At 70.4% G+C, this 15,456-nt stretch carries 11 protein-coding genes and 2 pseudogenes; 6 read left to right on the top strand and 7 right to left on the bottom strand.

The genetic code is table 11. The features are described from left to right. The 3 genes and pseudogenes from F7Q96_RS25845 to F7Q96_RS25835 form a co-directional block, all read right to left on the bottom strand. Positions 1 to 1,161: TRAP transporter large permease subunit (locus tag F7Q96_RS25845; RefSeq protein ID WP_151023543.1), on the bottom strand; the 1,161-nt coding region annotated here is incomplete at its 3' end. A gap of 116 nt (positions 1,162 to 1,277) precedes the next feature. Beyond that, positions 1,278 to 1,940 (bottom strand): annotated as a pseudogene (locus F7Q96_RS25840) (TRAP transporter small permease subunit); the annotation flags it as partial. Between the two features lie 16 nt (positions 1,941 to 1,956). Beyond that, a complete protein-coding gene (locus F7Q96_RS25835; protein WP_053823661.1) occupies positions 1,957 to 3,081 on the bottom strand; it encodes a TRAP transporter substrate-binding protein in 1,125 nt (374 codons plus the stop codon). Between the two features lie 424 nt (positions 3,082 to 3,505). Between F7Q96_RS25835 and F7Q96_RS25830 the strand changes: the two genes are divergently transcribed. From F7Q96_RS25830 to F7Q96_RS25815, 4 genes are all read left to right on the top strand, one after another. After that, positions 3,506 to 4,846, top strand: coding sequence for a bifunctional alpha/beta hydrolase/OsmC family protein (locus F7Q96_RS25830; protein WP_151023541.1), 1,341 nt, complete (start codon positions 3,506 to 3,508; stop codon positions 4,844 to 4,846). Between the two features lie 115 nt (positions 4,847 to 4,961). After that, on the top strand, positions 4,962 to 6,026 hold the full coding sequence (locus tag F7Q96_RS25825; protein ID WP_151023551.1) for an isocitrate/isopropylmalate dehydrogenase family protein: 1,065 nt from the start codon (positions 4,962 to 4,964) through the stop codon (positions 6,024 to 6,026). Between the two features lie 145 nt (positions 6,027 to 6,171). Beyond that, entirely contained in the window at positions 6,172 to 6,900 is a 729-nt protein-coding gene (locus F7Q96_RS25820) for an IclR family transcriptional regulator (RefSeq protein WP_053823662.1), read from the top strand. A 161-nt stretch (positions 6,901 to 7,061) separates the two neighbouring features. Then, on the top strand, positions 7,062 to 8,393 hold the full coding sequence (locus F7Q96_RS25815; protein ID WP_249041726.1) for a GGDEF domain-containing protein: 1,332 nt from the start codon (positions 7,062 to 7,064) through the stop codon (positions 8,391 to 8,393). A gap of 37 nt (positions 8,394 to 8,430) precedes the next feature. Here the strand turns inward: F7Q96_RS25815 and F7Q96_RS25810 are convergent, their stop codons facing one another. Together F7Q96_RS25810 and F7Q96_RS25805 are read right to left on the bottom strand one after the other, a co-directional pair. Beyond that, positions 8,431 to 9,330, bottom strand: a complete 900-nt coding sequence (locus tag F7Q96_RS25810) for a citryl-CoA lyase (protein ID WP_151023539.1) — start codon at positions 9,328 to 9,330, stop codon at positions 8,431 to 8,433. Next, entirely contained in the window at positions 9,327 to 10,577 is a 1,251-nt protein-coding gene (locus F7Q96_RS25805; RefSeq protein WP_151023547.1) for a CaiB/BaiF CoA transferase family protein, read from the bottom strand. The genes F7Q96_RS25810 and F7Q96_RS25805 overlap by 4 nt, the downstream gene beginning before the upstream one ends. Before the next feature lie 360 nt (positions 10,578 to 10,937). Between F7Q96_RS25805 and shc the strand changes: the two genes are divergently transcribed. Both shc and F7Q96_RS25795 read left to right on the top strand, forming a co-directional pair. Beyond that, positions 10,938 to 12,938, top strand: a complete 2,001-nt coding sequence (gene shc, locus F7Q96_RS25800) for a squalene--hopene cyclase (protein WP_053823663.1) — start codon at positions 10,938 to 10,940, stop codon at positions 12,936 to 12,938. A gap of 2 nt (positions 12,939 to 12,940) precedes the next feature. Beyond that, positions 12,941 to 13,750 (top strand): phosphorylase family protein, encoded by an 810-nt coding sequence (locus F7Q96_RS25795; protein ID WP_226995043.1) that lies wholly within the window; start codon positions 12,941 to 12,943, stop codon positions 13,748 to 13,750. On the opposite strand, the gene F7Q96_RS25790 is transcribed toward F7Q96_RS25795, so the two are convergent. Then, positions 13,648 to 14,418, bottom strand: a complete 771-nt coding sequence (locus tag F7Q96_RS25790) for an MlaA family lipoprotein (protein WP_082371711.1) — start codon at positions 14,416 to 14,418, stop codon at positions 13,648 to 13,650. The genes F7Q96_RS25795 and F7Q96_RS25790 overlap by 103 nt on opposite strands. Positions 14,419 to 14,571: 153 nt before the next feature. Then, positions 14,572 to 15,456 (bottom strand): annotated as a pseudogene (locus F7Q96_RS25785) (MMPL family transporter); the annotation flags it as partial.

Genomic DNA, 15,456 nt, shown 5'->3' with positions numbered 1-15,456 from the left:
CGGGCTGGGCGCGGCGGCGGCCGGCGCGGGCGCGGCATCGGCCTGCGGCGATGGCGCGGCGGGGGTGGCGGGGGTGGCAGGATCGCCCGGGGCTGTCGCTGCGGCCGGGCTCTCGTCGCTCGGCGGCGGCGCGAGCGTATCGAGCGCCGCGGCATCGTCGGCGCTCTGCGCGCCGAGTTCCATCAGCGTCGCATCGACCGCCGCCGGCGGCGCGGCGGTGACGCCGGCGTAGATCGAGCCCATCAGCAGCGCGACCACGAGTGCCGGCAGTACCGCGATGCCGAACTGGCGCATCAGCTGGCCGGTCGGGATGGCGGCGTTGCGCTTGCCCTTGAGCGCGGTGACCAGCGCGGGCAGCGCGCGCGCGCCGATGGTGTCGCGCAGCCTTTGCTGCAGCGGCGGCAGCGGGACCTCGCGCTCGGCCAGCGGCAGCGGCGGTGCGAGCCGCGGCCGCAGCTTGGCGAGGATGATCACGTACAGCAGATACAGGCCGGTCAGCATCAGGCCGGGGAAGAAGGCGCCCGCATACAGCTGCACCACCGACACGCCGGCCGTGGCCCCGTAGACGATCAGCAGCACCGATGGGGGGATCAGGATGCCCAGGCAGCCGCCGGCGGTGACCGCGCCGGCCGACAGCGACGCGCTATAGCCGGCGCGCAGCATCGCCGGCAGCGCCAGCAGTCCCATCAGCGTGACGACCGCGCCGACGATGCCGGTGGCGGTCGCGAACACCGCGCAGGTGATCAGCGTGGCCACGGCCAGCGAGCCCGGCAGCCACGCCAGCGCCAGATGCAGGCTGCGGAACAGCCGCTCGATCAGGTTGGCGCGCTCGACCAGATAGCCCATGAAGACGAACAGCGGCACCGAGATCAGCACGTCGTTGGTCATCACCGCATAGGTCCGCTGCACCATCAGGTCCAGCGTCTGCTGCACGGCGATGTTGGGGTCGGCATGGCGATAGGCCAGCCAGGCGAACAGCACGCCCATGCCCATCAGCGTGAACGCGGTGGGAAAGCCCAGCATGATCGCCGCGACGATCAGCGCCAGCATCAGCAGGCCCAGATGCCCGTTGGTCCAATCGGCGGGCGAGGGCATCAGCACCAGCACCGCGACGGCGATCAGCGCCATCAGCGTGGCGCCGAACCACAGTTCCTTTCTCATCGCGGCGCTCCGTCGGTTTCGCGCGCTGGCTTCGATTCGCGATCGTCGTGGCGATCGCGGGGGTGGTGTGGGGCCGGATCGGGCGCGGGCGTGTCGCGCCGAGCCGGCGCATCGGCCGGGCCGCCGCCATGCCGCTCGTCCCGCGCATGGCCGCCATCCCGTACTTCGCCATCTTCCGCGACCGCCGGCGTTGCCACCGTGCCGGCCGCGGCGTCGGCGCTGACCATCTGCTTGAGCTTGTCCACGTCGACTTCCTCGACGTCGCCCTCGCGCATCGGCCAATGCCCGCGCTTCAGGCAGATCACGCAGCGGATCGTCTCGGCGACGCCCTGCAGAAGCAGCAGCGCGCCGGCCACCGGAATCACCGCCTTGAACGGATAGATCGGCGGGCCGTCGGCCGCGATCGAGGAGTGCTCGTTTTGCGCCAGCGAGACCTCGAAGAAGTCGATGCCGGCCCAGGCCAGCGCGATCACGCCGGGGAAGAAGAAGACCAGGTACAGCACGAGGTCGATCGTGGCCTGCGCGCGCGGCGGCAGGAAGCCATAGAGGATGTCGCCGCGCACGTGTCCGCGCTTGGCCAGCGTATAGGCGCCGGCCAGCATGAACAGCGCGCCGTACAGCATATTGCTCGCGTCGAACACCCAGGCATGCGGTGCCGACAGGACATAGCGCGAGAACACCTCGTAGCTGATCATCAGCGTCAACGCGACGATCAGCCACGAGGCGGCCTGACCGATCAGGGTGCTGATCCTGTCGATCGCCAGCAGCAGGCCTTGCACGATCGCGCCCCGCCGCTCAGCTGCGCTTGCTGAAGTAGTGCGCCGAGGCCATCCGATAGTCGACGTTGGTGTCGTTCTGCCAGCGGGTGCTGCGCATCGCGAACGCCTTCATCGAGTCGTTGACCTTCTTGAACATCGGGTTTTCCTTTTCCTTGCGCGCCACCACTTCGTCCCAGATCTTCAGCTGCGCCTGCAGCACCGAATTGGGCGTCGCGTAGAACTTCACGCCCTGCTGCTGCAGCGCCTGATAGTCCTTCGAGTAGCGGTCGATCGCCTTCATCGACATGTCGGCCGAGGCCGCGTCCACCGCGTTGGCGATCAGCGCGCGCAGCTTGGCCGGCAGCGCGTCGTAGCGTTTCTTGTTGAACAGGATCTCGAACTGCTCCGAGCATTGGTGGAAGCTGCGCAGCATGCAGACCTTGGACACGTCCTGGAACCCGAGCGCGCGATCCGAGCTGGCGTTGTTGAACTCGGCCGCGTCCAGCAGGCCGCGGTCCATCGCCGGCACGATCTCGGCCCCGGGCAGCGCGTTGACCGCGGCGCCCAGCCCCGTGAAGATGTCGATCGACAGGCCGACCGTGCGGAACTTCAGGCCCTTGAAGTCCTCCGGCTTGGTGATGGGCTTCTTGAACCAGCCCAGCGGCTGCGTCGGCATCGGCCCGTACAGGAACGACACCACGTCCAGGTTCAGGCTGCGGTAGATCTCCTGCTGCAGTTCCTTGCCGCCGCCGTACTTGTGCCAGGCGAGCAGCATGTTCGGATCCATGCCCCAGGCCGGCCCCGATCCCCACAGCGCCAGCGCCGAGTTCTTGCCATACCAGTAGGCGATCACGCCGTGGCCGCCGTCGAGCGTGCCCTTGCTGACCGCGTCGATCAGATCGAACGCCTTGACGACCGCGCCGGCCGGCAGCAGCTCGATCTTCAGCTCGCCGCCCGACATGTCGTTGACCTTGGCGACGAAGTCGCCGGCGAACTCGTGAAAGATGTCCTTGCTGGGCCAGGTGCTTTGCCAGCGCATCGTCACCGGCCCCTGGGCCTTGACGATCGCCGGAAATCCCAGCGCCGTTGCACCGACCGCAGCCCCCGCCCCGCCCAGAAATCCCCGTCGCGATACCGCACCGCGCTTGTTTTTCGCTGCCATGCTGTCTTCCCCCTTGCTGCTGTTGACGACACCGGAGGCAGCGCCGCGAGTGCGCCAGCCTCGAACCGTTGATGCGACGTCTGGAATTGCGATGCGGTGGCCGGCCCGGCGGCGACTGCCGTTTTCAGGGGGCGGCGTGCAAGTGGTTTGTAATTGACTTCATGTTAGGAATTGCAACCAAGCGCAACAATGTAGGGATTACCCGTGACGGAACGGCCTTGTCGCCGCGTGCAAATCGGGGCTCTACAGCATGTCTGCATCTTGTCTCGTGCTTGTCTGCTCCATGTCTGGCGAGGCCACTGTCGCGGGCTCTCCAATGGTCGTCGGCGCCCGGTTTTGCATGACCTTTCGGCCACTTCGGCGGACGGAGCGGCTACAGTAGCAAGGACCGGCCATCCCGCCATTTTTTCGCCAGGAGCCACGCATGCCCGATCCGTCGAATTCACCGAACTCGCCGAGTTCGCCCGGCGCGCCCAACCAGAAAGTCCAGTTCCCCGGCCACGACGGCCAGCCGCTGGCAGGCCGCCTCGACATGCCGGCCGGACCGGTCAAGGCCTACGCGTTGTTCGCGCATTGCTTCACCTGCGGCAAGGATGTGGTGGCGGCCAGCCGCATTGCGCAGGCGCTGACCCAGCACGGCATCGCGGTGCTGCGCTTCGACTTCACCGGCCTGGGCGGCAGCGGCGGCGATTTCGCCAACACCAATTTCTCGTCCAACGTCGCCGATCTGCACGCGGCCGCCGACCATATGCGCCGGCATCTGCAGGCGCCGGCGCTGCTGATCGGCCATAGCCTGGGCGGCGCCGCGGTGCTGGCCGCGGCCGAGGGCATCCCGGAGGCGAGGGCGGTGGCGACCATCGCCGCGCCGAGCGATCCGTCGCATGTGGTCGGCCTGCTGCGCGAGCACGCCGGCGCCATCGCCGCCCAGGGCGAGGCCGAGGTGCAACTGGCCGGCCGCCCGTTCCGCATCCGCAAGCAGTTTCTCGACGACGTCGCCGAACAGGCGCTGCTGGCCAAGGTATCGCGGCTGCGGCGGGCGCTGCTGGTCCTGCATTCCCCGCTCGACGACACCGTCGGCATCGACAATGCCACGCAGCTGTTCATCGCGGCCCGCCATCCGAAGAGCTTCGTCTCGCTCGATCATGCCGACCATCTGCTGACGCGGCGCGAGGATGCGGTCTATGTCGCCAATACCATCGCCGCCTGGAGCCAGCGCTACCTCGGCATCGATGCGGCCACGCTGCCGGCGGCCGCTGTCGAGGAGGGGCTGGTGCGCGTCGAGGAGAACCACGCCGGCAAGTTCCAGCAGCAGGTCACGGTCGGCAAGCACCGGCTGCTGGCCGACGAGCCGGTCTCGTTCGGCGGCCTGAACGGCGGACCGGCGCCCTACGACCTGCTGCTGGCGGCGCTGGGCGCCTGCACGTCGATGACGATCCGGATGGTGGCCGAGCGCAAGGGTTGGCCGCTGGAACACGTCAGCGTGTCACTGAGGCACGAGAAGATCCATGCCGCGGACTGCGCGGAGTGCGACACCCGCGACGGCAAGGTCGACTGGATCGAGCGCGAGGTCACGCTGCGCGGGCCGCTCGACGCGCAGCAGCGCGAGGCGCTGCTGGCCATCGCGGACAAGTGCCCGGTGCACCGAACCTTGCATTCGGAAGTGGTGGTGCGCACGCGCGCCGCGCCTGAGGAAGGGGCGGGCCCAGCGGCCATGGGCCCCGCCGGGGAGGGCGCCAGCCCCGCCGGCACGGCGCCTGGCGGCTGATCGGGGCCGTATCCGCGAACCCGAGCCGGCCGCCGCGGGCGTGCCGCCGTCGTTCCTGGCCATTGTCATTTTGTGGAGATCGCCTGTGCAAACCGATGCAAATCCGACCAACAAGATCGACCCCGCGGCAAGCAGCGGCAACAGCAGCAGCAACAGCAGCGGCGGCGGCGCCATCCCGGCCACGCTGATCCCCGGCGACGGCATCGGGCCGGAAATCATGGATGCCACCTTGCAGGTGCTCGACGCGCTGGGCGCGCCGTTCGCCTGGGAAACGCAGCAGGCCGGCATGGCCGCGCTCGAGGCCAGCGGCGATCCGCTGCCCGAAGCGACGCTCGACAGCATCCGCCGTACCGGCCTGGCGCTGAAGGGGCCGCTGACCACGCCGGTGGGCGGGGGCTTCCGCTCCGTCAATGTGCGGCTGCGCGAGCTGTTCCAGCTGTACGCCAACGTGCGGCCCGCGCGCACGCTGGTGCCGGGACGCTACGAGAACATCGACCTGGTGCTGGTGCGCGAGAACGTCGGCGGTTTCTACGTCGCGCACGATTACTACATCGCGGTCGGCGACGATCCGCGCGCGGTGGCCGTGTCGACCGGCACCAATACGCGCGCCGACTGCCTGCGCATTGCCCGCTTCGCCTTCGAATACGCGCTGCGCAACGGCCGCAGGAAGGTCACCGTGGTCCACAAGGCCAATATCCTGAAGGCGCTGACCGGCATCTTCCTGGAGGCCGCGCGCGAGGTGGCGGCCGACTATGCGGGACGGGTCGAGATGGACGACCGCATCGTCGACGCCTGCGCGATGCAGCTGGTGCTCGACCCGTGGAAGTTCGACGTGCTGCTGTGCACGAATCTGTTCGGCGACATCCTGTCGGACCAGATCGCCGGACTGGTCGGCGGGCTGGGCCTGGCGCCGGGCGCGAACATCGGCGAGCACGCGGCGGTGTTCGAGGCCGTGCACGGCTCCGCGCCCGACATCGCGGGCAAGGGCATTGCGAACCCGGTCGCGCTGATGCTGGCGGCCGGCCTGATGCTCGAGCACGTCGGCCGCCAGGATCTGGCGCAACGGATGCGCACCGCGATCGACCGGACGCTGAACGAGGACAACGTCCGTACCGGCGACCTGAAGGGCAAGGCCGGCACGCGCGAGTTCGCGCAGGCGGTGGTGCGGCGGCTGGGGTGAACCCTGCCGTTGTCCCCGTGCAGGCGGGGACCCGGCGTCTTGCGTCCTTCGCGGCTTGCCCTGTGCTGCATTGACAAAGCGGGGACCGTTCTATACGGTGCGCGCACCTCATCGATTGCGCGTCGATTGCGCGCCGCTCCACCCCATGCCCCGTAAAGCCGCCCAGGTTTCCGAAGCCGACAAGCATGCCGCCGAAGGCGGCGCGGTGGCGGTGGATCGCGCGCTGTTCCTGCTGCGCGCGTTCCGGCTGGGCGATACCGCGCTGACGCTGGCCGAGCTGGCGCAGCGCTCGGGCCTGTACAAGAGTACGCTGCTGCGGCTGCTCGCCTCGCTCGAGCATGCGCGGCTGGTGGTGCGCCACGCCGACGGCCGCTACGGACTCGGCCCCGAAGTCGCGCGGCTGCATGCGGTCTATGCCGCGTCATTCTCGCTGGAAACGGCGGTGATGCCGGTGCTGCGCCAACTGGTGCAGGACACCCGCGAGAGCGCGGCCTTCCATATCGAGCAGGGCGAGCATCGGCTATGCCTGTATCGCGTCGACTCCCCGCAGCCGGTGCGTGACCACGCCCGCGCCGGCGACCTGCTGCCGCGCAATCGCGGCGCCGGCGGCCGGGTGCTGCGCGCCTTCGCCGGTGCGCGCGGCCAGCTGTACGACACCATCCGCCGCGACGGCGTAGCGACGCTGGTCGGCGACCGCGTGCCCGATATCGCCGGCGTGTCCGCCCCGGTGTTCGGCCCCGGCGGCGAGCTGCGCGGCGCGCTGACGCTGACCTGCCCGGCTTCGCGCTATCAGCCGGATTTCCGCGCCGACGTGCTGCGCGCCGCGCGCACGCTGACCGAAACGCTGGGCGGCCATTTCCCCTTCGACGACTGAGCCGGCATTGGCCCCGCGGCGGCCCGCCCGCCGCCGCGTCCCGCCCATGCCCGACTCAAGGGGGATGCCCGGCGCCGGTGCGCCAGCTATCATCAAAGGTTTTTGGGACGAGCGGCCGTGCCGCCGGGGCATATGCAACGCGGCATTTTCCGAGGGATACCGTGCAGCTAGACCAGCACAGCATTGTGATCGTCATGATGGTGGTGTTTTCGAGCACGCTGCTGATCTCGGCGGGCCTCGTGTTCGCGCTGATCCGCACCGATGCCGGCCGCCTATGGGCCGGCGGCCACCTGGTGCTGTCGGCCGGCGGTCTGGCGCTGACCCTCAACGCGGCCACGGCGCATCTGGTCGAGGTGGGCGCGGTGGCCGCGATGGTGTATCTGGCCGGCAAGCTGACGATCTATGGCGGTGTGCGCGTGCATCAGGGTTTGCCCGGATTTACCCGCATCCAGGGCGCGGCCGTGGTGATCGCCGTTGCCGCTTCGCTCGATGCGCTGACCGGGCCGCAGCCGGTGCTGCAGCTGCATCGGGTCGCCTATGTCGCATTGGCGTTGCTGTCGCTGGCGACCATCCTGGTGCTGCTGCGCTCGCGCGTGCGCCATAGCGAAATCGGCCTGCCGCTGGTGCTGCTGGCGAGCGCGGTCCAGCTGTGCGCGCAGCTCTACGGCGCGGCCGTGGCCTGGCAGGGCGACGGCGCGATTTCCCCGTCGCCGTTCAACGCGGGCAGCCTGGCCCACGACGCCACCTATAACGCGGTGGTGGTGCTGGCCCCGCTGGTGGCGACGCTGCTCGGATTGTTTGGCTTCACCGTGATGGCGCTGGAGCAGGTGATCGCCAACAAGGAGCGGGGCGCCCGCATCGACGGCCTGACGGGCCTGCTCAATCGGGCCGCGCTGGACAACGCCGCGAGCCGTCTGATCGTGTCCGCGCTGCGCAACCGGCAGGCGGTCGCCTGTCTGGTCATCGACGTCGATCATTTCAAGCAGGTCAACGATCGCAGCGGCCATCGCGCCGGCGATGCGGTGCTGCAGGCGATCGCCGAGGCGCTGGACAACTCGCGCCGCGCCTCCGATGTGGCCGGCCGCTACGGCGGCGAGGAATTCTGCGTGCTGTGCCCCCATACCGACGAGCATCAGGCCACCGCGCTGGCCCGGCGGATCCTGCGCAAGGTACGGGCGATTCCGCTGCCCGGGCCGGCCGGCAAGTTCGCCAGCGTCAGCATCGGCGTCGCGCAGCTGCGCGACGACGGCTCCGATTCGGTCGGTCTGTGGCAGCAGCTGTTCGGCAATGCCGACCGCGCGCTGTACGAGGCCAAGCGGCGCGGGCGCGACCGCTATGTGGTGGCGTCCACGCTGGAGCGCGAGGAGGCGATGGCCGCAGCCGCTTCCGCGTCCGCGGTGGCCAGCCGCCCGGCCGCGGAAGCGGGACCGGCGTCCGCCGCGGCGGCGTCCGAGATCCCGCTCGAAGCGGATGTTTCCGGAGACGGCCGCTGACGCTGCTGACGCGCGAGCCGCGATCCTTGCTGGCACCCTAGCGCTTGCCGTCCGGCCGCTCGGCCGACAGGCCGTCCGGCCGTTCGCTGGACACCGCGCCCGGCACATCGCGCGGCGGGTGCCCGTCATAGGTCCAGATGAATTCGCGCGGCATCGGCCCCTTGTTGCGGCCGCCTTGCTCGGTCTGCTCCCAGGCGTGCGCCAGGATGCCGACCGAGCGCGACAGGCAGAACAGCCCGCGCGCCAGCGGCGGCGGGAAGCCCAGCTCGGCGTAGATCACCGCGGTGGCGCCGTCGATATTGATCGGCACCGGCCGCGATCGTCCGGCCCCGAGCTCGGCCTGCACCGCCCGCGCGATCGCGGCAAACCGTCCGTCGACCACGCCGTCCGCCGCCGCCTGGTCGACCAGCTCGAGCAGCCGCGGCGCGCGCGGATCGACCGGATGGAAGCGATGGCCGAAGCCGGACACATACTTGCCATGCAGCTCGCGCCAGGCCTGCAGGCCCGCGCGCGCCGCCTGCGGCAGGTCCGTGCCGGCATCGACGCGCGCGGCGATATCGAGATACAGCGCGACCGCCTGCTCGCCGGCGCCGCCGTGCACGTCGCCGAGCAGATTGACGGCCGATGCCATCGCGTTGTTCAGCCCCACGCCGCAGGTCGCGGCCATCCGGGCGACCGCGATGCTGGGCGCCTGCGGGCCATGGTCGACCGCGGACATCAGCGCGGCGTCGAGCAGCGCGGCCTGGCCCGGCGGCGGCAGCTCGCCGCGCAGCATCAGCCAGATCATCTGCGCGAACGACACGCGCCCGATCAGCTGCTCGATCGGATAGCCCCGATAGCGGATCACGCCGGGCTGCATGTCGATGATGGCGCTGTGCCACCAGTCTTCGGCGCGGCGCTGGCCGGCGTCCGGGGTCGAGGGATCGAATGCGGTCATAGGGCCTGCTCCGCCTGCATGGTGTCGATCTGCTCGGCCGTGTAGCCGAGTTCGAGAAGGATGTCGCGCGTGTGCTGGCCCAGTTCGGGCGGCGGCGCATCGACGGCCGGCGCCGCGCCGTCGAGCTTGAAGCCGGTGCGCAGCAGACGCACGTCGCGCCCGACGCCCGGCGCGTCGGGAAACTCGGCGACGATGCCGCGCGTGGCAACCTGCGGATGGGCCAGCGTCTGCGGCACCGTATAGACGGGCCCGGCCGGCACGCCGGCCTGGTTCAGCAGCGGCCACCAATGCGCGGTGGGCTGGCGCTTCAGTTCGGCTTCGAGCTCCGCCTGCAGCGCGGCGCGATGCTGCAAGCGGGCCTGGCGCTCGGCGAAGCGCGGATCGGTGGCCAGCTCGGGCCGGCCGATCACGCGGCAGACCGCCTCGAACTGTTCCTGCTTGTTGGCGGCGACATTGATCAGCCCGTCGCCGGTACGGAAGGTGCCCGACGGGCTCGCGGTCATGTTGTCGTTGCCCATCGGCGCCGGTTCGCGCCCGGCCACCAGGTAGTTCGACACCACCCAGCCCATCGTCGCCAGCGTCGATTCGAGCATCGACACGTCGATCAGATAGCCCTCGGTGCGGTCGCGGTCGGCCAGTGCCGCCGCCACCGCCAGCGCCGCGGTCAGCCCGCCGACGGTGTCGGAGACCGGGTAGCCGACGCGATACGGTGCGGTCTGCGCATCGCCGGTGATGCTCATCACGCCCGCCATCCCCTGGATGATCTGGTCGTAGGCGGGCAGGTCGGCCAGCGGGCCGTCCTGGCCGAAGCCCGAAATCGCGCAATAGATCAGCCGCGCATTGTCCTGCTTCAGCGTGTCGTAGCCGAGCCCCAGCCGCGCCATCACGCCCGGCCGGAAGTTCTCGACCAATACGTCGGACTGCTGCACCAGCCGGCGCAGCGCCTGCTTGCCCAGCGGATGCTTCAGGTTCAGCGTGATCGAGCGCTTGCCGGGGTTCTGCGCCAGAAAGGACACGCCCATCAGCCTGCGGTTCAGCTCGGCGTCGGCGCCCAGCTGGCGCGCGAGGTCGCCGGTGCCAGGCGTCTCGACCTTGATCACGTCCGCGCCCAGATGCGCGAGCTGATGGCAGCAGAAGGGGCCGGCCAGCACATTGGTCAGGTCGAGCACGCGAATGCCGCGCAAGGGTTTGCGGGGGGACTGGTGGGCGGCCCCGGATGGGCCGCCGTTGGAGGAGTCGGGATTCATCGCGGTGGTGCCAAGGTTCTGCATCTTCGGTTCTAATTCCGTACAACAGAACATTGGTCTTTTCAAAGGAACAATGCGCGCCAGCATAGAAGCCGGGCAGCGCCGCTGTCAAGGCGAGCGGGCGCTGCCGGCCTGCTTTTGGCCTGATTGCTATAATCGCCCGACCCCCAATACCGATCGCGAGTCTCTCGCGCGCCGGTCGTGGTCCCGCCGCCGGCTGCCTCGCGATGTCATCGCGTGACGAGGAGTGATGTGGCTGAAATCCAGATCGCCTTGAACGGTTCGCCGGAAGCCGCCGACCTCGTGGACCACCAGGACCGGCCGGATTCCGCCGCTTCCTTCGCGTCGTCCTTTCCCCCGCTGACCGGTTCCACCGCCTGCGCCGACTCCACCGACCCGAGGCTCGAGGCCGCGATCGCGCACGCCGTCGATGCCCTGATCGCGCGGCAGCGCGCCGACGGCCACTGGGTGTTCGAGCTCGAAGCCGATACCACGATCCCGTCCGAATACGTGCTGCTGGTCCACTATCTGGGCGAGCCGGCCGATCCTGCGCGGGAGGCGCGCATCGGGCGCTATCTGCTGCGCCGGCAGAACGCGGACGGCGGGTGGCCGCTGTTTCATGGCGGCGCCTCCGACATCAGCGCCAGCGTCAAGGCGTATTTCGCGCTGAAGATGATCGGCGAGCCGGCCGACGCGCCGGCGATGCGGCGCGCGCGCGAGCGCATCCTGGCGCTGGGCGGGGCCGAAGCGAGCAATGTGTTCACCCGCACGCTGCTGGCGCTGTACGGCGTGATGCCGTGGCGCGCGGTGCCGCTGATGCCGGTCGAGATCATGCTGCTGCCGCTGTGGTTTCCGTTCCATCTGTCGAAGATTTCGTACTGGGCGCGCACGGTGATCGTGCCGCTGCTGGTGCTGAACACGCTGCGCCCGTGCGCGCGCAATCCGCGCCGCGTCGGCATCGAGGAACTGTTTCGCCGGCCCAGCCAGGCCGCGCGGATGCCGGGCAGGGCGTCGCATCAAGGCCGCTTCTGGTATGCGGTGTTCCGCGGGGTCGATGTCGCGCTGCGCGTGTTCGAGCCCTTGTCGCCGAAGACGCTGCGCCGGCGCGCCATCGAGCAAGCGGAGCGATTCGTGCGCGAGCGCCTGAACGGCGACGATGGCCTGGGCGCGATCTTTCCGGCGATGGTCAATGCGGTGATGATGTTCGACGCGCTCGGCGTGCCGCGCGACGAACCGGCGGTCGCGCAGGCTCGCGCGGCGCTCGATCGCCTGCTGGTCGAGCATGGCGACGAGACCTATTGCCAGCCCTGCCTTTCGCCGGTGTGGGATACCTCGCTGACCTGCCATGCGATGCTCGAAGCCGGCGGCGAGCGCGCGCTGGCCGCGGCGCGGCGCGCGCTCGACTGGCTGCTGCCCTTGCAAGTGCTCGACGTGCGCGGCGACTGGACGGTGCGCCGGCCGCATCTGCGCCCCGGCGGCTGGGCCTTCCAGTACGCCAATCCGCACTATCCGGACGTTGACGATACCGCCGTGGTCGCGATGGCGCTCGATCGCGCGGCGCGCGGCGATGCGCGCTGGCAGGGCGGCGTCGAGCCCGCGCTGGCTCGCGCGCGCGAATGGATCGAAGGCATGCAGAGCAGCGACGGCGGCTGGGGCGCCTTCGAGCCGGAGAACACGCACAGCCATCTGAACAGCATTCCGTTTGCCGATCATGGCGCGCTGCTCGACCCGCCGACCGCCGACGTGTCGGCGCGCTGCCTGTCGATGCTGGCCCAGCTGGGCGAATTGCCGGCCAACAGCCGCGCCGCCGCGCAGGCGCTGCGCTATCTGCTGGACGAGCAGGAGGCCAACGGCAGCTGGTATGGGCGCTGGGGTACCAACTACCTGTATGGCACCTGGAGCGCGCTGTGCGCGCTGCAGGCCGCCGGGCTCGGGCCGGAGGCGGCGCCGGTGCGCCGCGCCGCGCAGTGGCTGCTGTCCGTGCAGAACGGCGACGGTGGCTGGGGCGAGGACGGCAGCAGCTACCGGCTCGACTACCGCGGCCACGAGAGCGCGCCGAGCACGCCGTCGCAGACCGCCTGGGCGCTGCTCGGACTGATGGCGGCCGGTTGCCGCGATCTGCCGGCGGTCGCGCGCGGCATCGACTTTCTGCTGCGCGAGCAGCGCGCCGACGGGCTGTGGGACGAGCAGCATTTCACCGCGGTCGGCTTTCCGCGCGTGTTCTATCTGCGCTATCACGGCTATGCGCGCTATTTCCCGCTGTGGGCGCTGGCGCGTTACCGCAATCTCCAGCGCGTCGGCAATCCGGCCAATGCCACGGGGACTGCCGACGCCGCGGGCCGCATGCCATGGGGCATGTGAGCGTGGCCGCCAGCCGCGCCGATGCCGGCGCGCCGCGCTGGCTCGTCGTCACCGGCATGGCCTTCGAGGCGCGGCTGCTGTCGTGGCCAGGCGCGACGACGCTGAGCGGCCTGCGTGGCGATGCGCTGGATGCCGCGATGATCGCTGCCTTGCATGACGACGCAGGATCGGCGCCGCGCTATGCGGGGTTGATCAGCTTCGGGGTGGCGGGCGGGCTCGACCCCGCGCTGCCACCCGGCAGCGTGATCCTGGCCGATGCCGTCGCCGCGGAAGGCTCGCGCTTCGACACGGATGCCCGCTGGACCAGCGTGCTGCGCATGGCATTGCCCGCGGCCGTCGGCGGAACGATCGCAGGCACCGATACGCCGGCCGCGGCCGTTGCCGACAAACGGGCGCTGCATGCGGCGACCGGCGCGGTGGCGGTCGATATGGAATCGCACCGGATCGCCGCCGCGGCGCGCGCGGCGGGGCTGCCTTTCGTGGTATGCCGGGCGATCGCCGATCCGGCGGGGCGGCGCGTTCCGCCGGCGGCGCTGGCCGCATTCGGCGCGGATGGCGGCATCGCGATGCGCGCGCTATCTGCCAGCTTGCTCAAGCAACCGGCGCAACTGGGCGAGCTGCTGCGGCTTGCCGGCGACGCCGCCGCGGCGCGAAGGGGTTTGCGCCGGCTGGCGGCTGCGTTGCGGTGCTCGGCGTATCGATCGTCCGATCATGGGGCGGCGGGAGCCGGAACGGGGGGCGAGCCCGGTGCGTCGATCGATGGCGAAGCCCCGCCCGCCGCGCCGTCTCCTTCGTCGCCGTCATCGCCATAGTCGGGCAGATCGCCGGCTTCGCTGCCGCGCAGCCGCTGGCGGCGCTGCTGCAGATAGGCGTCGCGCACAAAGCTGTATTTGTCCAGCGCGGCCTGCTCCAGCAGGCTGGTGGCATCGAGCAGGTTGCTGCGCGTATTGACGAACTGCAGCGCGAACAGGCTGTTGCGCCAGGCCGGATCCATGTAGGTCACCGGGTCGGCGAACACGTCGCCGGCCATGCCGATGCCGTCGCGCACGGTGCTGGGCCCGAACAGCGGCAGCACCAGATACGGCCCCGACGGCACGCCCCACGTGCCCAGCGTCAGGCCAAGATCCTGCGGGTGCCGGGGCAGGCCGGCCGGTGTCGCGATATCGATCAGCCCGCCCAGGCCCAGCACGGTATTGATCGCAACGCGCATCACGCTCTCGGCCGCCGCGACGCCCTTGCCCTGCAGCAGGTTGTTGATCGCGTTGCCGACGTCGCCGACATTGTTGAAGACATTGGTCACCGCGGTGCGCACCGGCTGCGGCGTGACGCGGCGATAGCCCTTGGCGACCGGCACCGCGACATAGGTGTCGATCTTGTCGTTGACCGTATGGATCGCGCGGTTCATCGGTTCCAGCGGATCGGCCGGGTTGGCGTTGGGCCCGGTCGCGCAGGCCCCGCAGCACAGCGCGGCGAGGGGCACGAGCGGGACCAGCCGGCGCAGCGGTAACGCAGCGGGCGAACGGGACCGGGGGCGCAAGGGGGCCGATGGAAGCGAGGGGGGCGAGGGAGGCGAGGGCTCTGGCATGGCGATCATGGTGGCGTCGTGGTCGGTCCGTCCGCGGTCTCGGACAAATCAGCGCGACTGGCGCGGCCGTCCCATCAGGATAGGCTGGAAAAACACCGCGCCGGCCAGCGTACAGACCAGCGACAGCGCCAGCAGCTTGCCCATGCTGGCGGTGCCGGCATGGTTGGACAGCCACAGGCTGCCGAACGCGGTCGCGGTGGTGGCCGCGCTGAACAGTACCGCATGGGTCAGGCTCGACTGCAGCAGCCCGGTCTTGCCCTCGCGCCACGCGATCACATAGTAGATCTTGAAGGCGACGCCGATGCCGAGCAGCAGCGGCAGCGCGATCACGTTGGCGAAGTTCAGCGCGATGCCGAACACCACGCACAGCTCCAGCGTCAGCACCGCCGATACCAGCAGCGGCACCAGCGTGCGCAGCACGTCCGCGAAGCGCCGCAGTGTCAGCCACAGCAGCACCGCGATCGACAGCACCGCCCATGCGCCGGCCTGCGCGAACGCGCTCAGGATGGTGTGGGCGGAGCCGCGCACCGCGATCGGGCCGCCGGTGGCCTGCGGCGCGATCGCCAGTACCGTGGGCACGAAGACGTCGAGCGCCGCCTCGCGCGCGCGTTCGCCGGGCGGCAGGCGCGGGCTGATCGTGATCAGCGCGCGCCCGTCGGGCGTCAGCCAGTCGCGCACCAGCTCGCGCGGCAGCGAGTCGATGCCGACGCGCTCGGCCTGCAGCGCCTGCGCCAGGCCCGCCAGTCCCAGCCGCAGCGGCAGGGCGATCGCGCGTTCGGCGCGGTCGCGGGTCGCCGCATCGGCATCGGCCAGCTTGCGCAGCGCCTGGGCCAGCCGCCGCGCCTCGGTCACGCCGGCCGCTGGCGTGGTGCCCGGCGCAGAACGGGCGTTCGAAGCCAGCTCGAGCTGGGTCGCGGTCTGGCGCAACGCGGC

Origin of the sequence: Cupriavidus gilardii, from assembly GCF_008801915.1 — a bacterium.
Taxonomy (GTDB): domain Bacteria; phylum Pseudomonadota; class Gammaproteobacteria; order Burkholderiales; family Burkholderiaceae; genus Cupriavidus; species Cupriavidus gilardii.
The sequence above is the reverse complement of the archived record's forward strand: the minus strand, read 5'-3'. Positions and strand labels throughout refer to the sequence as shown.